A 19,788-nucleotide genomic window follows, 5' to 3' on the forward strand; every position below is an offset into this window, starting at 1 on the left:
CGCCGCAACACGCGCGCTAGGCAGACCGCGTCGGATGCTTCGAGCGCGCTGGCAGCGAGAGCGTCGGTTGCGAGGGAAGTGCAAAGCAAAAACTGGCGCCAGGCCCATCGTGCGGCGTGGTCCACAGTCGCCCGTCGTGGTTTTCGACAATCGAGCGGCTGATCGACAGTCCCATCCCCAGGCCGCCAGCCTTGGTCGTGTGAAAGGCCTTAAAGACGCGCTCGCTGTTTTCACGACTGAGCCCGATGCCAGTGTCGCAAACGGTCGCCATCACTTCGTGCCGCTCTTCGCTGTACTGAGTGCGAATGATCAGTTCACGGCTTTGATGGTCGACCGTCGACATCGCTTCGATGGCGTTTAAGATCAAATTGAGCAACACCTGCTGCAATTGCACTCGGTCGCCCAGTACATTCGGCAGATCGGGCGACAAATCCAGTCGCAGCCGAATCCACTGTTTCTCGATTTCGCTGCGTGCGAGCGCGATGACTTCGCGGACCGTTTCGTTCAGATCGAGTGGCTCTTTGGCCAGATCGGTTTTCTTGAAGAGTTTTCGGATCCGGTCAATGATCTCTCCAGTGCGATTGCCATCGCGAATGATGCGCTGAATTGCCTCGCGGGCTTCCTTGAGACTCGCCGAGTCGTCTTGAATTTTCGACAGCCAGCGCAGGCAAGCGTTTCCGTTGATCACGACACCGGCAATCGGCTGATTGACTTCGTGCGCGATCGATGCGGCTAACTCTCCCAAAGTGGTGACTCGCGTCGCGTGAGCCAATTCTGCCTGCGCCTGGCGCAAGGCCTCTTCGGTACGTTTCTGATCGTCGATGTCGGTCGTGGTGCCGACAAATTTCAGAACTTTTCCGGCCGAATCGCGCAAGACGACTGCTTGCTGCAGGTGCCAACGATAGGCTCCATCCTGAGCGCGGAGCGAACGCGTTTCCATCGTGAAACCTTGTTCCGAATGCACGCCCTCCCAAAAGATCTTGGCTGCCATTTCCCGATCATCGGGGTGAACCGCCGTCATCCAAGCTTCGGGATGTGAGCGGATGAAGTCGAGCGTTTGACCAGAGAATTCCAGCCAATTGTCATTCACGAAATCGGGCGTTCCATCAGGCTTGAGCGTCCAGGCAGACACGGGCAAATGCTGTAGCAGGCCAACCTGGAGTTGCAGATCGGTAAGCAACGCCGCATTTTCCAAAGAGATGGCGGCTTGCGAAGCGAGCACGTCGAGGATTGCCGCTCGGTCTGGAGTGAACGCGTGCGACGCCAGATTGTTTTCCAGATAGAGCGCGCCGATGACCTTGGTTTGTTTGAGAATCGGCAGGCAAAGGACGGACTTGGGGCCTTTGTGCCGGATGTATTCATCCTCAGACTGACTCTGACTGGACGACGCATCATTGAGGATTACTCGCTCGTGCGTTCGCAAGACGAACTGCAGCGTCGACTGAGGCAGATCCGTCGAACTGACCCGCTCGTGACGAATCGAAATCTCCACGCTGTCATGCCAGGAATTCGCTTCGGCTTCGATGTACGGTCCATCCGCGTGCAACAAGATCAGTAGCCCTCGTTGAGCACCCGCATACTCAACGGCCAAACGCAGCAGCTTCTCGATGAGGCTCGGCAGATTCATCTCGCTGGAGAGAGTCTGAGAGGCTTTGATGACGGCCTCCGCATCCATTTGAATGACGGGAGTATCGATGGTGGAACTGGCCACGTGCGCAGCGAAGCCCGCGCGAAGTTGCGAGAAGCGGGCCTCGAGTTGATTCACCTTGCCCCGCGCACCCCATTGCTCGTAGCAGGCGCGAGCGTTCTTTAGATAGGCATCGGCAATCGTGGCAAAGCCTCGCGACCTGTAAAACTGCGCCGCGAGTTCGTTGGCAATCGCCTCATTGTGAATGAAGCCGCCCACGTGCGCGGAAAGAATTGCCTTTTCGTAGAGATGCTCTGCCTCGAGTGTCTGGCCGGTGAGCCGCGCGATTTCGGCATTCACCAACGCGATCCGATTTTCAAAAATGGTGGGGCAATGTTCGGCCCATATTTCGAGTTGCTGCTGGTGTTCGCGTAAGGCAGCCCAGTGCTGCGGCTGTTCGTCCACCGTAGCTGTTTGCCACACGGCGGCGTGGGCCAGCGCCGCATAAAAACGGTAGTCCCCGGTCTCGACTTGTGATCTCGCGGTCCACAGAATCTGACGCGCTCTCGATGCGGCAGCGACGGCCGCCGCATAGTCGCTGGCGATGTATCGGGCCTGCAGTTTTCGCGTCCAGTAGAAGAACTCGGAGAGCACGAGCGCGGGATTGCTCGCGTAATGAGCTTCGGCCTCTGCTTCGGTGTAGTTGTCGTGGTCAAAGCAGCCGAAGGTCGGCGTCAATCCGCGAAGTGTCCGGATCAGACCCAGATGGGCTCCGCAGTTGGCAACCACCAGGCCAAAACCTTGTTTCGTGGCGAAAGCCAGCCCCATTTCCGCTTCGCCTTGCACAACCTTGAGGGCATCTCCTACGGTCAGATGATTGGTGATCAACACGTGCCAACTGTAGGCGGAGTAGGTCAGGTCTCCTGTCTGACAGGCCACGTCGTACGCGCGGCGAACCAGTTCACGGGCCTCGGCTGCGTGCTTGGCCCAGGGGAGCAACGTACTGAAGGTGATGAACGTTCTGGCTTGATAGAGCGGGAACGTTCCTCGTTCAACCAGGTCGTAGCCAAGTTGGCCGAAGCGAAATCCATCTTTGTAGTTGTTAAAACGTGGTCCCGCGAACATGGCAAACCACACATAGCCAAAGCACGATCCATCGCAGTTGCCATGCTCCAGGCTCAGGTTCACCATTCGGCAGACGGCCAGCGAGGCGAGATTTTCGTCGTAGAACATCGCGGGATGCACGATTTCGGTGAAGACATCCAGCATGTCGAAGATATCTGGATCAGTGAGGAGCGGTAGGTCTGCCAGTTCCTCGATCCGCCGGTTACCAATCAGCGACCAGATGCGATCGTATTCGCGCAGGACGTCGGCGCGGGTCGGATGGTGCGACCAATCCGTCCCGCTCCGCCGGAGGTAATCGAGGAACACTTCGATAGCCAGTTCGCTGCGATCCAAAGCCGTGTACAAGGTAAGTCGCAATCGCGTTACCACTGCGAAATCGTGGCGAGGCTGCGCGCGCAGTGCCAACATCGTCAGCCGTTCTTCGGCCTGGACCATTTCTGCGGTTAGCAACTCACACTCAGCTGTCAGGCATTCGATGGAGAAGATGAGATCGTAGTTTCTGTTCCAGTCTTCCTCCGTCAACAACGAGCGAGCTGCTTCCAGGTACTTCAAGGCCGAGGCGTAGGCTGTTGAGAGTTTCGCTCGTTTCGCCGCCACCAAATTCAAATTCGCGACCTGCTCGCGCTCTTGGGCAGAAGTAACCAGCTGCAGGCCGCGGTTCAGTTGATTGACAATCTCGAAGATGACTTCGTCCCGATGTGCTGGCGGCGTGTGTTGAGCCAGAAGTCTGCCGATTCGCAGATGCGCCTGCGCTCGCAGCTCCACCGGAATCATCGAGTAAGCGGCTTCTTGCACTCGATCGTGAAGGAAGCTGTAGAACGTCTCCGATGGAAAAACCAGGCCAGCCCGGACCGCTTCCCAGAGGTGCTCATGTAGTGCCCCGTTGCCACTCGGATGAACCATTTGCAATATCCGGAACTCAGAGCGATTGCCCAAGCACGCAAACTGCTGCAGTGCGTTTTGCGTCGCTACGGGCAAGCGGCTGAGCTTTCCGATCATGAGCTCCACGACATTGTCGGTATAACCTTTGTTGTGGATTTGCTTCAGATCCCAAGTCCAATGCGCCGCTGCGTAGTCGAATGTGAGCAAACCCTCCTCGGCGAGCGTCGTGATGAATTGAATGGCGAAGAAGGGATTGCCGGAGGTTTTGTCGTGAATCAGTCGGGCGAGTGGAGCTGCGTGTGCGGAGTCGCAGCGAAGCGAATCGGCCAGGAGTTGTCCTAATTCTTCGCGGCCGAGCGGAGCCAGGACGATATCGTGCATGATCGCGCCGGCCTCGCGCATGGCTGCGAGTTTTCGCATCAACGGATGCGTTGAATGGACTTCGTTGTCGCGATAGGCGGCGATCAAGAGCAGATGACGGAGATCGTTTTGCGACAGAAGCTCTTCCAGCAAATCGAGCGTGGCAGCGTCGAGCCATTGCAAATCATCGAGGAAGAGGGCCAGCGGATGTTCTGCGCGGGCGAAGACTTGGATGAACCGCCGCAGCACCAGATGAATGCGCGCCTGCGCATCGCGCGGAGGTAGTTCGGGAACGGCCGGTTGTTCGCCGATGATATGGACGAGTTCCGGGATCAGCTCTACGACCAAGGCGCCATTTGTCGCCACAGCGTCGCAAAGTGCCGCGCGAAACTTGCTCAGCTCCTGTTCGCTTTTGCTCAGCAGCGGACGGATCAAACTCTGGAACGCTTGCGCCAAAGTTGCGTAAGGGATGTCGCGCTTGTACTGATCGAACTTGCCGGACGCGAACAACCCGCGGGGCGGGGTTAGCGGTTTGTGCAGCTCGTTGACCACCGCCGATTTGCCGACACCGGAATATCCCGAGACGAGCACGAGTTCCAACCGACCGCCGGCCACGATGCGATCGAAAGCACTGAGCAGCGTGCCGACCTCGTGCTCTCGGCCGTAGAGTTTTTCCGGAATCAGGAGGCGGTCGAGGTTGTCACGTTCGCCAAGTGCGAAGTCGCTGATGTGTCCCTGCGTCTGCCATTCCGACAGGCAGCGGCGTAGATCGCTCTCGGCTCCGGCTGCCGATTGATAACGATTTTCGGCCGTCTTCGCGAGCAGCTTCATGATGATGGCGGAGACTGCAGCGGGGACGCTTTCCAGCCGTTCGCGCGGCGTGGGTGGATGTCTCGCCGTGTGACAATGGACCCATTCCATCGGATCACACGCAGTGAACGGCAGGCTGCCGGTGAGCATCTCGTAAAGTGTGACGCCCAAAGAGTAGAGATCGCTCCGGGAATCCACGGTGCGATTCATTCGCCCGGTTTGCTCCGGCGCCATGTATGCCAGCGTTCCAGCGATGATTTCCGGCGGATCGGGAGCCTGCCGATGGCGAGGAAACCGCGAAGCCAAACCAAAGCCGGTGAGCCAGGCTCCGCCCGATTCCGTGCTCACGATGAAGCTCGCGGGTTTCACATCCTTGTGTACGAGGCCGCGCGCGTGCAGGCTGCCTAGCGCATTGGCAAGACTAATCGCCAATCGCAGAAAATGCGGAACCGGCAACGGCGCGACCATCAACTCATCAAGGAATTGGCCTCCCGGATTATTCATCACCAGCGCAGTTCGGCCACCGAGTATCACCAAGTCCGCTGGCTGCGTGGCCCAAGCGACATCCAATTCGCCGCGCAATGCAAAAGCGTGCTCAAGCCGGGCGAGGCTGCTCGCCGCCGGTTGTTCACGCGCGGGTGTCACTACCAACCAAGATTGCAGGCTGCCTGGATCTTGGGCTCGCGCAATTACAAACTCACCATCCTCCCGAAGATGCGTAAGCTCGCAGAGTGCCAGATCTTGCATGACTCTTTATCCGGTCGGCAGCGGGGCGTGTGCGATCAACGCGGTTCGTAGTGGAAGAGATGCCCAGCGACGTTTGTTCAACCCGAGAGCGCTTGCTTGATCGCCCCTAACAGAGAATCTTCGCTGAATGGCTTCGAGAGGCAGGCGATCGCGGTGTCGGCCATCACGCGAGCAACGTCATCTGCCCCATGCGCCGTGATAAAGATGATCGGGATTGTCTGCCGGCGATTGATCAACTCTTGTTGCAATTCTAGTCCGCTCATCTGGGGCATGCACACGTCGAGGATCAGGCAGTCGGTTTTGGCGGGCGAATCCGAATCCAGAAAACTTTCGGCCGAAGAAAACACCGCCGCTTCATAACCGAGCGATTTCAGCAGACCAAACAACGATTCGCGCAGTGATTCGTCATCGTCCACCACGGAAATAAGGGAAGCGGGCATGGATTGTTGTCGGACCGAAGAGTGGTTTTCGCCAGAGAGGAAGGATGCGTGTCAAACCCGCAAGTTGCGAGTTGAGCTGCCAAGAGGTGTCGCTGTGCGCAGACGTTCGGCCATTCTCACCAGATCGGCGAGAGACTCGGCCTGCATTTTTTCCATCACTTTGCCGCGATGAGCTTTCACGGTGATTTCGCTGATTCCCAACTCGGCGCCAACTTGTTTGTTCAGCCGGCCGCTGACAACCAGCTCCATCACTTCGTGCTCGCGCGGAGTAAGCGAGGCAAAGCGCTCGCGAAGTTGCTGCATTTCGCTTTGCTGCGCGAGTATCGTTTGACTGCGGGCGATGGCCTGGCGGATCGCACTCAGCAAGTCGACGTCATTGAACGGTTTGGCTAGAAATTCGATAGCGCCGGCTTTCATGGCGCGCACGGTCTTCGGCACATCGCCATAGCCAGAAATGAAAATAATCGGCATGTCACCGCGATCGTCGGCAATGCGTTCTTGAAGTTCGAGGCCATTCAGACCGGGCAGCGTTAGGTCGAGCACCAGGCAACTGGGAGTCGAGGCGCGCGGATGCGCGAGAAACTCATTGGCAGATGGAAAGCCTTCCGGCCGCCAGCCTTCGCAGCGGATCAGAGATTCCAATGATTCGCGCACGGAGACATCGTCGTCGACGACAAATACGATGGGCGTTGCATTCGACATCAGACACCACGGTTTCGCGCTGGTGCGCAGTGATGAACACGAAGGGTATTTCTGTTCGCTAACCCCGTCTCCGCGGTCCAGATCGGTAAAATATACCCACCCGCATTGAAAATCTGCATCCTACTTTGGTATTGGGTTGGATTCCGCAACCGATCTTCGCTCGCCGATACTTTCATCCGATCATTCCCAGAGAAAAGAAAGGTTAAGATCGAGTAATGCAAAGGCCGCCGACCAGCGCTTGGAAACCGACGAAAGCCCAGATTCAAGCTGCGGCCAACAAGCGCGTGCCGGATCTGATTGCCGAAAATCTGATCGTGCTATTTGCAGGCATTAACCCCGGACTTTATACCGCCGCGGTCGGTCGACATTTCGGCCGACCGGGCAATCGCTTTTGGCCCGCTCTCTACGGCGGCGGTTTTACGCCGCGACTCTTTTCGCCGTTTGAGAGCTCTCTGTTGCTCGATCTCAAGTTCGGCATTACCAATGTTGTGTCTCGCGCCACGGCTCGCGCTGATGAACTGACGAACGAAGAACTTCGCGCCGGCGGCAAGCGACTGGCAGCGAAAGTCAAACGTTGGCGTCCCACGGTCATCGCTTTTGTCGGCATTGGTCCTTATCGGATTGTCTCTGGTAACACGCACGCCGGCGTCGGATTGCAAGCAGACACCTTCGGCGGCAGCCACGCTTGGGTTCTCCCGAACCCCAGTGGCCTGAATGCTCATTATCAGCCCGCTGCCTTGGCGAAACTCTTCGGCGAACTCCATACCTATGCGATGGCAGAGCATGGCAATTGATTTTGTTGACCCCAGAACGTTGCCGATGATATAAACAGCAGCTGATTGGAGTTCGGGCGGCGATCCACTCTTCACTGAGGGAGTTGGCGATGCTGACGGTGCGAGGAAAAACTCACCAATTCTGCGACGGTCTGTCGCGCCGCACGGTGCTCAAGATCGGCGGCCTGGCCATGGGTGGCTTGAGTCTGTCGCAACTGCTGCAAGCCGAAGGGGCGAGCAACAAGCCGCAGCGGCAAAAGGCGGTGATCATGATTTTCCTGGCGGGCGGGCCTCCGCATCAGGACATGGTCGATCTGAAGATGGATGCCCCCGCTGAGATTCGGGGCGAGTTCAAACCGATCGCCACGAAGGTTCCCGGCATTCAAATTTGCGAACACTTGCCCGGCCTCGCCGCGACGATGGATCGCTGGACGATCATTCGCTCGCTGGTTGGCTCCGAAGGTCGGCACGCGGCCTTTCAATGCAACACCGGTTGGCCGGTGCAGCAGCAACCGCCCGGCGGTTGGCCCTCGTTTGGTTCGATCGTGGCGAAGTTGAAAGGACCAAGCAATCCAGGCACTCCGCCGTTTGTGAATCTTTCGACCAAAACAAAAAACGGCGCTTGGGGCGATTCGGGGCAGGCCGGTTTCGTCGGCCAGGCGTATGGCCCGTTCACGCCCAATAAAGATGGCGGTGGTTTGTCGATCGGCACGGTTTCGACCGAGCAACTCGCCGACCGCCGCGCGCTGGGGCAACAGCTCGATCGCTTCAAACGAACCGCCGACGCTACCGGCGCGATTGCCGGCCTCGATGCTTATCAGCAGCAGGCCTTCAGCATTCTCACTTCCGGCCAACTCGCCGATGCGCTCGATCTGTCGAAGGAAGATCCGAAGGTGCTCGATCGCTACGGCCGCGGCTCGCCCGAGAACGCCGGCTATGGCGATGCGGGACCGCTGATGAACGAATATCTGCTGAGCGCGCGGCGGCTCGTCGAAGCGGGCGTGCGCGTGGTGACCCTCGCGTATGGCCGATGGGATTGGCACGGTCGACCGCACGGCACGACGTTCGACAATTCCCGCGATCACTTTCCGCAACTCGATCAAGGGCTGACCGCGCTCGTCGATGATTTGACCGAGCGCGGCATGATCGACGATGTGTCGATCGTCGTGTGGGGCGAATTCGGCCGCACACCGCGGATCAACAAGAACGGCGGCCGTGACCACTGGCCCAACGTCGGTTGCGCAATGCTCGCCGGCGGCGGCATGAAAACCGGCCAGGTCATCGGCGCGACCGATCGCCTCGGCGATCACGCGAGCGAACGGCCTGTTCATTTTCAGGACATCTTTGCCACGATGTATCACCGCCTGGGGATCGATATCAATCGCGCGACGGTCAACGATTTGAGCGGTAGGCCGCGGTATCTGGTCGATCACACGCAGTATCAACCGCTGCGCGAAGTGATTTGAACGTTGCTTTTCGTTTCGCGAAGTCGTCGATTCGCTCCGCGATCGATGAATGGCCCCAGCGTCGCTGTGATTCGTTGCCTCGCGCTCCCACCAAGCCAACGATTTGCGCCCGCCGCAAGTCACCACGGTTCATCGACCGCGGAGCGTTCGACGCCTAGGAAAGCCGACCATGAAACTCGAACTTCTCCACACGCTGAAGCATCCCAACTCCGTCTACGCGGTGGCGTATTCGCCCGATGGCAAGCAGTTGGCGACGGCGAGTCTCGATAACTCGCTCAAGCTGTGGGACGTCGCCACCGGCAAGGAACTCGCGCGACTCACCGGCAATGGCGACGGCGTGTGTGGCTGTGCATTCTCTGCCGATGGCAAGAAGTTGTATTCGGCGAGCCTCGATCGCAGCGTGAAAGTGTGGGACGTCGCTGCGGCCGCCGCGGAAGCTACCTACACCGGCCATGGTGGTTATATCGAGAGCTTCGGCATCTCGGCCGATCGCACCACGATCGCGACCGGCAGTCACGATAAATCGATTCGCGTGCTCACGGCGGAGAATGGCGCGCTCGTCGCGACGCTCAGCGGACACGCCGATGCGGTGTTCTCGGTCGCGCTGTCGAGCGATGGCAAGCAGTGCATTTCCGGCAGCAACGACGGCACGCTGCGGCTGTGGGATGTGGCCAAAGCTTCGAGCCGCACGTTGACCGGCAACGATGGCGTGCCGCAGGCGGTTTGTTTTTCGCCCGACAACAAAACGGTGATCTCTGGCGGCAACAGCGGACTCATCGAGTTCTGGAATTTTGCTTCCGGCGAACGTTTTCAAACTCTTGAGGGTCATGCGAGCCCCGTGAAGAGTCTGGCCATCGCGCGCGACGGCCAACTCCTCGTCAGCGGCGGTCACGACGCCACTGTGCGGCTGTGGGAACTGCCGAGCGGCAAACTTCTCGCAACGACCGAAGCCCACAAGAACAACGTCTACGGCGTGGCGATTTCACCCAACGGCAAACAAGTGGCTTCGGCGAGCTTCGATCGCACGATCAAGATTTGGGCGATCGTCTAACGTTGAAATCGTTCTTCAAACGTAGGCCGGACCATTGGTCCGGCCAAGCCGCGGGTACCAAGCCCGTTCGTCTGCAAGAGCAACCCCAGACGGACCAATGGTCCGTCCCACGGTCAACGATGTCGCAAATGCGATCGTTGCTTCTGCGAAATTTGCAGGATCAACAATACGGTGACTAACAAGAACAGCAAAGCCATGATCACGAGGGCCGCGCGCCGATCGGGTGTGCAACTGCGGCACCAAGCAATTCCATTTAATTTCGATGGCCCAGTGTGCTCATCGCAACAGAACCGGCCGCAGTGAGGACAAGCCCGCGTGGCGATCCGATTGCATTCAAAACAGCGGTTCCCTTCGGTTTGTCGTGCGGCCGAGCGAGATTTGCGCGCTGGCCGATTGGCGTTTGGCTTGGGCTCCTCGGGGCCAATGTAAATCGGCGCATCCGTCAATTCGGTTACTGCCGCATCGGTCGAATTGACCGGACAGCCACAATGGGGACAGGCCGTCGCCCTCGTCGAAACTTCACGCTGGCAATCGGGGCAGGAAATGAGTGGCAAGGGTTTACCTCAAGACAGTCGTCGAAAGCGGTCGAACGGCGCTCCGCAGAACCATAGTGTGCGCGGAAATTCCAACGATTTTCGAGCGACCTAATTTTGGATACACAACAACCGAGATGCGGCATCTCTTGCAGGAAGACATTGCACCGCTTTCTGGAAATCCTGATTTGAACAGACTACTCTTTGTTGGTGTCGCCAGTTTCAGATCCCCGCTCCAAATACTCGGTCTCAAGGGCCCATCGAATATTCGTCATTACCACATGATAGATATTAAATATGAATGACTTCAATTGAAGCAGCAAAAATAGAAAGAAGCCGACATACGATGACATGAGCAACGCGCCGAGTATCGTGCCAGGAAGAACCGGCAACGATACCCAGTTTGGCCATAACCAAGCGTCAAATAGCGGACCACACTGCTCGCGAAACGGAGTGCCTTTTTGCAGCAACACTAGAACCAGAAGTGAAACTACGGAAAACACTAAATACTCAACGAATACCCGCATGAACACGAGAAAGTTGTACTTTAAATAAGATAGGCCGCACTCGTGATGCAATTCTGCCATCCGACAAAAGAGCAGTCGATCAGATACCGACGCAAAGAAAGAGAACCCGGCCAATAGAAACCCAAGGAGTGAGATGCTGCTGGAAATGCCAATCACAGAGATCGCCGATAGACTGTCAAGCAAGTCGGTGCATTTCACTGTCCATAAGCTTGCCACAAATGCCGATAGACCGCCCACGCAAGAAATCCAGAAGTTAAAGCGAGAAAATGGGATTTTCAACGAGTTGCGGTAAAGTGCGAAAAGCGTTTTCTCTTTCAGCAAATCCTTCAATATGGCAGCCTGCTCTGTGCTGAACTGCCTACTCATCGTTCTGTCCTTTCATATGTTCGTTATGAATCTCCGCGAGTTGCTGTTTCTTGTTGTCCGCAGCTTTGCCGACGGTGATAACTTCAGAGCCGAGCAATTCGAAATATTTGTCGATGGCCTGTTCGATGTTCTTTGACATCGCTTTCGTTTCCTTGGGAAGAAGGGCTTTGACTGAGAACTCGCTGTTTGTTCCAACAAGCTCGTCACCCTGGGCGTCAACCCCTCGCATTTCAACGAATGCATTGCCCTGTTTTGCCGCCTCCACATGCTCAAGGCAACCCTGTTTGTTTAGTCCGGCATTGTTTCTGTGTACGACGACCGTAGTTGTACTGCCAACTTCTTCTTTGCGTTTCCGCAGATTCTTGAAGAAGTCTTCGTTGTCAAGCTCGTTGTTTGTTGGGGCGAGTTGCACTTTTAAATTTTTCAAAATCTCAAATCGATCAACGAACGTTTTCAGCGACTCTCGTGAAACCAAAGGTATGACGCTAACTTCAGGAATGGGTATCTGAGCTTTAATAGCTCGCATTGAGATTGGCTTAAGTCCAGCTTCTGCCTGCGAATAGAGTGAATTGTGATAGTTCATGACCGAGTTACGTAAGAGGAATTTGAACGTACTCGCAAATTGATTCATCGAAGGTGCATTCGGAACTTCTCTGACGTAAAGCAGGCGATGAGTGGATAGCAGCAAGATTGCGATCGAACTGGGCGCAGATTCCATGGAATCTTCGCTCTGTACAATCCCCTTGTTGGAATCAAAGATTTGATGCCTACGCAAGACGGTATTTTTTACGAAGCGGCAGGTAAGTGCCAACGTGTCAATATCACCAGGTTTTAGATAGCTAAACTTTTGACGGGTGAAGAAGTATGACGTATCCCGATAGCTTCGCGTTGTGTCCGCAAAGAACGCTGGGACTACAACTGGCGTAAGAAGGTCATTTAGGACCAACTTTTCTCCGAATTTGCAAAGCAGATTCCCGATTTCTAATTCCAACTGCCGCGGCATTTGTGGACTCTCGTTCGCAAATTGAATGCGAAAACAGCGTTCGCCGGATGCTCCGTAGTGGCCAAAACGACGAGTGGGCGAGGACACTCGGGCGCAGCCTTTGGGGGGAAGCTTACCACCCGACTAAGTTGATATCCAGCAGACCGCAATGTATTGAAGACGCCGCCAATCGAGCAGCGGGAAACTGCCCATGCGTCGATTTCATAAATGTGCGTTCGACATTTTCGCTGCGGCAAAACGCCAGTTGCGAACCTGCCACCGAGCCGCCACAATTGCAGTTCTTTCCCACCACCAACCTATTTGATTTGCTGACCAGGAGTTTGCTTTATGCCGCGTCCGGTTACCCTCTTCACCGGCCAGTGGGCCGATTTGCCGCTCGAAACGATGGCCCGTAAGACGAAGGATTTCGGCTACGACGGCATCGAGCTCGCCTGCTGGGGCGACCACTTCGAAGTCGACAAAGCCCTCAGCGACGACGGCTACTGCAAGCGGAAGCGCGAGCTGCTCGACAACGTCGGTCTGCAATGCCACGCCATCAGTGCCCACCTCGTCGGCCAGGCCGTATGCGACATTATCGACGAGCGCCACAAGCTGATCCTGCCGCCCTATGTGTGGGGCGACGGCAAGCCGGACGGCGTGAACAAGCGGGCCATCGAAGAATTGAAAAACACCGCCCGCGCCGCGAAGAAATTCGGCGTGGAAGTGGTCAACGGTTTCACCGGCAGCAGCATCTGGCACCTGCTGTATTCGTTCCCGCCGGTGTCGGCCAAGATGATCGATGACGGCTTCAAACTGTTCGCCGAACGGTTCAATCCGATTCTCGATGTCTTTGCCGAATGCGGCGTGAAGTTTGCGCTCGAAGTCCATCCGACCGAAATCGCGTTTGACATTTACACTGCCGAGCGGGCTCTCGAAGCGCTCGATCATCGTCCGGAGTTCGGCTTCAACTTTGACCCCAGCCACTTGCATTGGCAGGGCGTTGATTCGGTCGAGTTCATTCGGGCGTTCCCCGACCGCATCTATCACATGCACGTGAAGGATGCGATCGTCACGCTCAACGGCCGCAGCGGCATTCTCGCGAGCCACATCAACTTCGGCGATCATCGTCGCGGTTGGGACTTCCGCAGCCCGGGCCGCGGCACGGTGAACTTCGAAGAGATCATTCGCGAACTGAACCGCGTCGGTTACCAAGGCCCGCTGAGCGTGGAATGGGAAGACAGCGGCATGGAACGCGAATTCGGCGCTAAGGAAGCGGCTGCCTTTGTTCGCCAAAAGGACTTCGCCCCGAGCGGCCGTGCGTTCGATGCGGCGTTTGAAAAAGCCTAGTCAGCTCAGACTGAGATCACAAATTCAGAGAAGGACGGGCCATTTGGTCCGTCCTTTTTTCGTCAAAGAGCCACGCACGCAGTAAGTGGAACTCGACCTCCTAGAGCCCCGTCTTCTCGAGCGCCACCAACAGCCGATACCGCTCCACGATCTCTGGCGCAGCAACGAGCGGCAAGTTCTTTTCCAGCACGATTCCTTCCAGCACATTTAGCAAACGGCGGAACTTCACGCTGCGAATTTCCCGCTGGTCTCCTTCTTTGTCAGCCGTGGTCGCTTGCTGCCGTCGTTCGTCGAAGAGCTTCCAGCTGGGAAGTTGCTGCAGCTCGGCGAGCAGCGATTCTTGATTCTCTGCCTTGAGGAGCGACGACTCGGCCCACTTCTTCTCGTCGCCCAATTCTGGATACTTCTCGCTGACTTCCTTCAGCAGGTCGCGCCGTCCCGACGATTGGCGGCCGCGACCACGACTGGCCGCGCGACGGCGACTTTCGTCGTAGCCTCGCGTCACGGCAGAGACGTCGTCTTGTAACGATACGTCGAGCGTCTTCGCCAGTTGCGTGGCCATGTGCTTCGACATTTGTCCGCCGTGCATCAACAACGATTCGACCGAGCCAGTCATGGTGAATAGCTTCGGCGGCTCGGGGCCATCGCGCGTTTCATCGGTTGCTTCTTCGGGAGTCAATCGGCTGTAAGTCCGCAAGAGAACTTCGGAGCTGCGGAGCGGAATGTCGATCGTCTCGCCCGCAACTACCATGTGAGCATACGCCTCGGCAAACGAGATCGATCCATTGCCATCAATGTCGCAACCTTTGATGGCCACGCCGTTGCGAGTCTTGCCGGCCATCGCGCCCCAGAAGTAGCTGCTGAACTCTTCGTCGTGCTCGACGTCGGGCCGGCAACCAGCGGCGGGCAAGTTGTGTTGCTGGGCAAAGAAGCCGACGCGCAGCTGCGGCGACAGGCCCTTTTTTTCATCCAAGCCGTTGAAAATCGTGTGGGCAAAACCGCCGCAGTAGCACTGGGCCATCACCATCACCACTGGCACGTCGGTGGGTAACTGATCGAGCCAACCGGTAAATTCGCGAGCGGTGAACTTGCGGTTGTTCCAGCAATCGATGGTCGTATTGAAGCGGTCGTCCTTCGGTCCTTCGCTGCCGTGCGCGGTGACATAGACCAGCATGCGGTCGCCGGTGCGCATCGTTTTCGAGAGCACATCGAGTTGATTGCGCACGAGTTTGGGATCGAGCGCTCCGACCAGCGGTTGCACGCGGTGATTGCGATAGGTGACTTTCTCTTCGCTGTTGCGACGATGCAGCACGGCCAACAAGTCGGTGGCCGGCGCGATACTCTTCGTGGGCTTATCGGCGAGCACTTGCAGATCGGCGCCGGGATCGTTGCCATCGGCGAACAGAATGTCGTGCCGCCGCGGGCCGCGATGTTTGTCGGTGAGCAGCTGTTGATAGAAGACGACGTTCGCTTCGAGCGAGGCCTGATTCCCTGCTTTGCTGTAGCCGCCGCCGATGGTCAGGAAGTAATCGGTCGCCGACGCAGTTTGGAAAGTGCCGGCCAGGAAAATCGCGATCACAGCGGCGAGGGGACTACTGCGAATTGAGCAGGCCTGGATTGCCATGGTTTGCCGTTGGGAAGGTTATTGCGGGATGAACTCGGATTCTACGTCGCATTTAACCAACGAAGCAACACTTCGTTTCTCTCGGCAGGTGGGCTAATTCCCTTTCTTTTTGGCGTTTTTCTTGGCCGCGGCTTGAGCCACGGGCCAGGGCGCGACGTTCGAGCGCTCGGCCCACTTTGTATAGAGCTCGCTCATCTCGCGCACTTTTTCGGGATGCTTCGCGGCCAGGTTCTTGGCTTCGATGCGATCCTGCGCAATGTCATATAGCTCCCATTCCTGGTTGTGCTTGGCAACGAGCTTCCAATCGCCGACGCGCACCGCGCGGTTCCCTTCGTGTTCCCAATAAATGGCGTCGCGCTTGAGCGGTTCATTCTGAAACGCGGGCCGTAAGCTCAGGCCGACGAGCGGCGTGGCTTCGGCGGGATACTTCGCTTCGGCGAGGTCGACGCAGGTGGCCATTAAGTCGATCAAATGCCCCGGCTGTTTGCGGAGCTCGCCCTTGGCGGTGATTCCCTTCGGCCAGTGAGCGATGAGCGGCGTGCTGATGCCTCCCTCGTGAACCCAGTGCTTGTATTCGCGGAACGGCGTGTTCGAAACGTTCGCCCAGCCCTGACCATAAGCGACGTAGGTGTCGTACGGGCCGGGGATCACGTTCGGTCCCTGGCGAACAGGATAGCCATCGCGCGTTTGCGGCGGCGTATTGGTGTTCGGCAGCGCCGTGGGGGCAATCGGTGGCAGCGAAGGTTTGTCCTTGCGCGGGCCATCTTCGCGGTTCATCGTCACGTTGCGGCCGTTGGCTTCGGCGCAACCGCCGTTGTCTTGCAGGAAGAAAATCAGCGTGTTGTCGAAGCGGTTGGTTCGCTTCAGCTCGGCGATGATCTTGCCAATGCCTTGATCCATGCGGTCGACCATCGCGGCGTAGACTTCCATGCAAGCGATTTCGCGCTCGCGGTTTTTCACGGCATCCCAATCGCCGGCCTGCGGCGCCAGACCTTGAGCCTTGTCGATCAGACCGAGCTCGGCAGACTTTGCGAGGCGCGCTTTGCGAATCGCTTCGTAACCGGCGTCGTACTTGCCTTTGTATTTTGCAATGTCTTCTGGCAGCGCGTGCATCGGCCAGTGGGCAGCCGTGTAAGTGACGTACAAAAAGAACGGCTCTTGCTGGTGGTCGCGCTCGTGCTCGCCGATGAACTTCACCGCGTGATCGCTGATCGCATCGGTGAAGTAATACTGCTTCGGCTGATACTCCGCATCGGCATAGGGCGAGATGAGCGTGTTGTCGCGGCAGAGCGTGAACGGATCATAAAAGCTGCCGGCGCCCGAAATCATGCCGTAATACCGCTCGAAACCACGCTGCAGCGGCCAGTTGTGCTTGTCCCCTTCCGGTTGCGTGTTGCGCGTGACGTGCCACTTGCCCGAGGCATAGCTGCGATAGCCGGCGGGCTTCAGCACCTGCGCGATCGTGCGGCAATCGGCGTTGAGGTTTCCCGTGTAGCCCGGCTTGCCGTGGTCATCCATCATGTGGCCGACGCCGGCCTGATGCGGATACAGACCGGTGAGGAGCGAGGCTCGCGTCGGGCAGCACCGGGCCATGTTATAGAACTGCGTGAACCGCAAACCACCGGCTGCGAGTCCATCGAGATTCGGCGTTTGAATCTCGCCGCCGTAGCAGCCGATGTCGGAGAAGCCCATATCGTCGCTCATGATGATGACGACGTTGGGACGCTCGGCGGCGGTGAGATTTGAAGCCAGAAAAAACGCGGCGGCAAACAGGAGGCAAATGCGATGCATAAAAAACTCCGCGCGGGAAAGTCGCGTTGAGAGAGGTGTTGTCGGACAGAGCTACTGAGCCCCAATGCCGAGCTCGCGCAACTTGCCGCTCTCGAGCAGGCACTGAGCCCGTTCGACTTCGGCGTAGTAGTCGCGGCGAACCAGCAACCGGGCGGCCGCTTCGTCAAAGACGCCAATTACTTCGCGATGTAGCTGCAGCGCCGACGCCGTGACCTGCGCGGTGATCGGCCCTTCGACGGTATCGCGTACCGCGATCGCTTTGTGGGGACCAAAGGCCAGAAACAAACAGCGGCGGCTTTCCAAAATCGTGCCGACGCCCATCGTCACGGCGAGGCGAGGAACCTTTTCTTCGCCGCCGAAGAAGCGAGCGTTGTCGCGGATGGTTTCACTCGCCAACGTCTTGAGTCGCGTGCGGCTGCCGAGCGACGACCCAGGTTCGTTGAACGCAATATGGCCATCGGTGCCGACGCCGAGAATCTGCAGATCAATGCCGCCGGCTTCTTTGATCAGCTGTTCGTACTGCCGGCAATGCGCTTCGAAATCGAGCGCCCGGCCATCGGGCACGTGCGTGTTCGCCGGCGCGACGTTGATGTGGTCGAACAGATTCACCTGCATGAAGTGGCGATAGCTCTGCGGATGAGCCGGCCCGAGGCCGACGTACTCGTCGAGGTTGAACGTGCGGACCTGCGAGAAGTCGAGCCCTTCTTCCTGATGCAGGCGGATCAGCTCGCGATAGAGCATCTGCGGGGTGCTGCCGGTGGCCAAGCCGAGGGTGCAATCGGGCTTACGCTTAACGAGATCGGCGACGAAGTGGGCGGCCCGGCGGCTGGCTGCTTGAGAATTGGTTTCGATGATGACGCGCATGGCGGGGTCCTTATACTCGAAGTATGAACCATGCTATGCGGAGCAGCGCAAGCTGACGAGGGGAGTCGGCCGACCGAGCGCGCTCCATCGTTCACGGAGTGAACGACGACAATGTCGTCGATTTCTCCGAAATCGATGGGCTGAGGTGGATCATCACGGTTGCAGGAACGAGCTCCGCGAAGTTCCGGATTTGGCGAGCAGACTCGACGGCGGTTTTTGCTTCCGCGTCCCGCTCGCCGACCGAGCACTCTAACCTCCACTCGCCTAACTCGCCGAAAGTCGCGGAGCTCTTTCGGCGGCGCGCGGTTGGTTGACCTCGATACGTCGAGCACGGAGTGATCGACGACAATGGCTACGCATCAACTTCGTAGGCCTGCTTCAGCCAACGGCGAACTTGCAGGTCGATATCGCTCAGTTTCGTGATCGAAACGCGATGAGTGATGCGGTTCTTTTTCGCCGTGCCGCCGGTGTCGACGAGTCGCGCGGTGAAAGGTTCTTCTTGCAGCGCAAAGCCGAGATCGATGCGCGTGTTCGAGGCCGGCCTGATCTCGGCAAAGACATGGTGGCGGTACAAAGGCACGATGGTTTTGCACGGACAGATCCGCACACTGTCGCCGAGCGATTGAGCGAGCTCAATCAGGCGATCGTGCAACGGCTTCAAGCCTTGCCGCGGCCCGGCATACATCTCGGCGACATATTGCGGCGCGGTGGCGAGATATTCTTCGGGCGTTTCCGCGGCCACGCCTTCGCCTTTTCCAAACGCTCGTTCGGCCAACCAGCCTGAGGTGTTCGTGCCGAAGTTGAATTTCTTCTTCAGCCATTCCTGGCAGTCCTGCTTATCGTCTGGTCCGGCGGTGCGAATGTGCTTCAGCCACTCTTCGACATCGCGGCCCGTTTTTCCCTTGAGCTCCGAGATCCACTTTTGCACCATCGCGATGCCGGGATGCACGCTGTAGAGACTCGGCTTTGGAGCCGCCACGATCGCCGGGTTGGCAAGCAGCTTGGCTGGCTTTTTGGCGCGACGCCGCTTCACGGCAACAGCGACGGAGGACTTTTTTCGCGCAGCGGTAGTCACATTCGCAGACTTGGCAGAAGGCATGGCGAGCTCGAAGTGGGTAGGCAGCTGAGAGAGAGGCTGGGGTTAGTATTACATCTGCCGGGGGGCGGGTCGAATACTTTTCAGCCATTTTGCTGCGAAAAACCGGCTTACGATGCCTCGCCGAGTTTGTCGCGCAGTCGCAGCACGCCACGATGCACCAGGCCGGCGACGCTCGGCGGCGTGCGGTTGAGATGCGTCGCAATCTGGGCCAACGTCCAGCCGTGATAGTAGTGCAGCTCGACTGCCTCGCGCTGTTCGTCGGGGAGCGATTCGAGCGCATCGGCCATCCGCAACAGCAGGTCATTTCGCTGAGCCCGATCGCTGGGGCTCGATTGTTCTGCCGCGAGCCAGGCTTCGAGCCGGGCCGACGAATCGTCAAGAACCTGTGCGAGCGGCAACTCTCTTCCGGCGTCTCGTTTCTGCCGGCCGAAGTCGCGCACGACGTGGGCCAGATGATTCGCCAGAATTTGCCGCAGCCAACCTGCCATCTCGCGCGAGGTTGCTCCCCGAAAACCAGCAAGTCCTTGATAGGCCTGAATCAGCGTCTGCTGCACGACGTCCGAAGTATCGACCTTCGGCGCTAGTCGCGGCGGCAACTGCATTCGCGCGAGCAGCCGCAAGTACGAGCGGAACTGCTCGGGGTCGAGAGGGGCATTGGCAGATGACATGCTC

Annotated in this window: 14 protein-coding genes; 4 read left to right on the forward strand and 10 right to left on the reverse strand. The window is 58.0% G+C overall.

Features of this window, described 5'->3' with window-relative positions:
• Positions 1-16: 16 nt before the first annotated feature.
• The 3 genes from M9Q49_RS08210 to M9Q49_RS08220 form a co-directional block, all read right to left on the reverse strand.
• Positions 17-5,551: a trifunctional serine/threonine-protein kinase/ATP-binding protein/sensor histidine kinase gene (locus M9Q49_RS08210; protein ID WP_254508235.1), complete on the reverse strand. Its 5,535-nt coding sequence runs from the start codon at positions 5,549-5,551 to the stop codon at positions 17-19.
• Between the two features lie 77 nt (positions 5,552-5,628).
• On the reverse strand, positions 5,629-5,991 hold the full coding sequence (locus M9Q49_RS08215; protein WP_254508236.1) for a response regulator transcription factor: 363 nt from the start codon (positions 5,989-5,991) through the stop codon (positions 5,629-5,631).
• A 51-nt stretch (positions 5,992-6,042) separates the two neighbouring features.
• The gene (locus M9Q49_RS08220; protein WP_254508237.1) at positions 6,043-6,693 is read right to left on the reverse strand and encodes a response regulator transcription factor; all 651 of its coding nucleotides are present in this window, start codon (positions 6,691-6,693) and stop codon (positions 6,043-6,045) included.
• Positions 6,694-6,908: 215 nt separating this feature from the next.
• Here M9Q49_RS08220 and M9Q49_RS08225 point away from each other — a divergent pair, with 215 nt between their 5' ends.
• The 3 genes from M9Q49_RS08225 (at position 6,909) to M9Q49_RS08235 (ending at position 9,983) form a co-directional block, all read left to right on the forward strand.
• Complete coding sequence (locus tag M9Q49_RS08225; protein ID WP_254508238.1) at positions 6,909-7,487, forward strand: mismatch-specific DNA-glycosylase; 579 nt, start codon at positions 6,909-6,911, stop codon at positions 7,485-7,487.
• Between the two features lie 89 nt (positions 7,488-7,576).
• Positions 7,577-8,932 carry a DUF1501 domain-containing protein gene (locus M9Q49_RS08230; protein WP_254508239.1) on the forward strand — a complete coding sequence of 452 codons (1,356 nt, stop codon included), beginning with the start codon at positions 7,577-7,579 and terminating at the stop codon, positions 8,930-8,932.
• 169 nt (positions 8,933-9,101) lie between these two features.
• Complete coding sequence (locus tag M9Q49_RS08235; RefSeq protein WP_254508240.1) at positions 9,102-9,983, forward strand: WD40 repeat domain-containing protein; 882 nt, start codon at positions 9,102-9,104, stop codon at positions 9,981-9,983.
• 730 nt (positions 9,984-10,713) lie between these two features.
• Here M9Q49_RS08235 and M9Q49_RS08240 read toward each other — a convergent pair.
• Both M9Q49_RS08240 and M9Q49_RS08245 read right to left on the reverse strand, forming a co-directional pair.
• Positions 10,714-11,409 carry a hypothetical protein gene (locus tag M9Q49_RS08240; RefSeq protein WP_254508241.1) on the reverse strand — a complete coding sequence of 232 codons (696 nt, stop codon included), beginning with the start codon at positions 11,407-11,409 and terminating at the stop codon, positions 10,714-10,716.
• Complete coding sequence (locus M9Q49_RS08245; protein ID WP_254508242.1) at positions 11,402-12,499, reverse strand: hypothetical protein; 1,098 nt, start codon at positions 12,497-12,499, stop codon at positions 11,402-11,404. The genes M9Q49_RS08240 and M9Q49_RS08245 overlap by 8 nt, the downstream gene beginning before the upstream one ends.
• Positions 12,500-12,739: 240 nt before the next feature.
• On the opposite strand from M9Q49_RS08245, the gene M9Q49_RS08250 reads away from it, so the two are divergent.
• Entirely contained in the window at positions 12,740-13,738 is a 999-nt protein-coding gene (locus M9Q49_RS08250) for a sugar phosphate isomerase/epimerase family protein (RefSeq protein ID WP_254508243.1), read from the forward strand.
• A 100-nt stretch (positions 13,739-13,838) separates the two neighbouring features.
• Here the strand turns inward: M9Q49_RS08250 and M9Q49_RS08255 are convergent, their stop codons facing one another.
• The 5 genes from M9Q49_RS08255 to M9Q49_RS08275 form a co-directional block, all read right to left on the reverse strand.
• Positions 13,839-15,362 (reverse strand): hypothetical protein, encoded by a 1,524-nt coding sequence (locus M9Q49_RS08255; RefSeq protein WP_254508244.1) that lies wholly within the window; start codon positions 15,360-15,362, stop codon positions 13,839-13,841.
• Between the two features lie 93 nt (positions 15,363-15,455).
• Positions 15,456-17,153 carry an arylsulfatase gene (locus M9Q49_RS08260; RefSeq protein WP_254508245.1) on the reverse strand — a complete coding sequence of 566 codons (1,698 nt, stop codon included), beginning with the start codon at positions 17,151-17,153 and terminating at the stop codon, positions 15,456-15,458.
• 51 nt (positions 17,154-17,204) lie between these two features.
• A complete protein-coding gene (gene nagB, locus M9Q49_RS08265; protein ID WP_254508246.1) occupies positions 17,205-18,017 on the reverse strand; it encodes a glucosamine-6-phosphate deaminase in 813 nt (270 codons plus the stop codon).
• Between the two features lie 352 nt (positions 18,018-18,369).
• Positions 18,370-19,116, reverse strand: a complete 747-nt coding sequence (locus M9Q49_RS08270) for a DUF5655 domain-containing protein (protein ID WP_254508247.1) — start codon at positions 19,114-19,116, stop codon at positions 18,370-18,372.
• Between the two features lie 107 nt (positions 19,117-19,223).
• Positions 19,224-19,784: a sigma-70 family RNA polymerase sigma factor gene (locus tag M9Q49_RS08275; protein WP_254508248.1), complete on the reverse strand. Its 561-nt coding sequence runs from the start codon at positions 19,782-19,784 to the stop codon at positions 19,224-19,226.
• Positions 19,785-19,788 lie beyond the last annotated feature (4 nt).

The organism is Anatilimnocola floriformis (assembly GCF_024256385.1).
Classification (GTDB): Bacteria; Planctomycetota; Planctomycetia; order Pirellulales; family Pirellulaceae; genus Anatilimnocola; species Anatilimnocola floriformis.

Bases quoted from the DNA above. Each gene is read 5' to 3' on its own strand.
- M9Q49_RS08235 (WP_254508240.1), top strand. From the start codon at position 9,102: ATGAAACTCGAACTTCTCCACACGCTGAAGCATCCCAACTCCGTCTAC.
- M9Q49_RS08275 (WP_254508248.1), bottom strand. From the start codon at position 19,784: ATGTCATCTGCCAATGCCCCTCTCGACCCCGAGCAGTTCCGCTCGTAC.
- M9Q49_RS08225 (WP_254508238.1), top strand. From the start codon at position 6,909: ATGCAAAGGCCGCCGACCAGCGCTTGGAAACCGACGAAAGCCCAGATT.
- M9Q49_RS08250 (WP_254508243.1), top strand. From the start codon at position 12,740: ATGCCGCGTCCGGTTACCCTCTTCACCGGCCAGTGGGCCGATTTGCCG.
- M9Q49_RS08255 (WP_254508244.1), bottom strand. From the start codon at position 15,362: ATGGCAATCCAGGCCTGCTCAATTCGCAGTAGTCCCCTCGCCGCTGTG.
- M9Q49_RS08230 (WP_254508239.1), top strand. From the start codon at position 7,577: ATGCTGACGGTGCGAGGAAAAACTCACCAATTCTGCGACGGTCTGTCG.
- M9Q49_RS08240 (WP_254508241.1), bottom strand. From the start codon at position 11,409: ATGAGTAGGCAGTTCAGCACAGAGCAGGCTGCCATATTGAAGGATTTG.
- M9Q49_RS08210 (WP_254508235.1), bottom strand. From the start codon at position 5,551: ATGCAAGATCTGGCACTCTGCGAGCTTACGCATCTTCGGGAGGATGGT.
- nagB (WP_254508246.1), bottom strand. From the start codon at position 18,017: ATGCGCGTCATCATCGAAACCAATTCTCAAGCAGCCAGCCGCCGGGCC.
- M9Q49_RS08260 (WP_254508245.1), bottom strand. From the start codon at position 17,153: ATGCATCGCATTTGCCTCCTGTTTGCCGCCGCGTTTTTTCTGGCTTCA.
- M9Q49_RS08215 (WP_254508236.1), bottom strand. From the start codon at position 5,991: ATGCCCGCTTCCCTTATTTCCGTGGTGGACGATGACGAATCACTGCGC.
- M9Q49_RS08270 (WP_254508247.1), bottom strand. From the start codon at position 19,116: ATGCCTTCTGCCAAGTCTGCGAATGTGACTACCGCTGCGCGAAAAAAG.
- M9Q49_RS08220 (WP_254508237.1), bottom strand. From the start codon at position 6,693: ATGTCGAATGCAACGCCCATCGTATTTGTCGTCGACGACGATGTCTCC.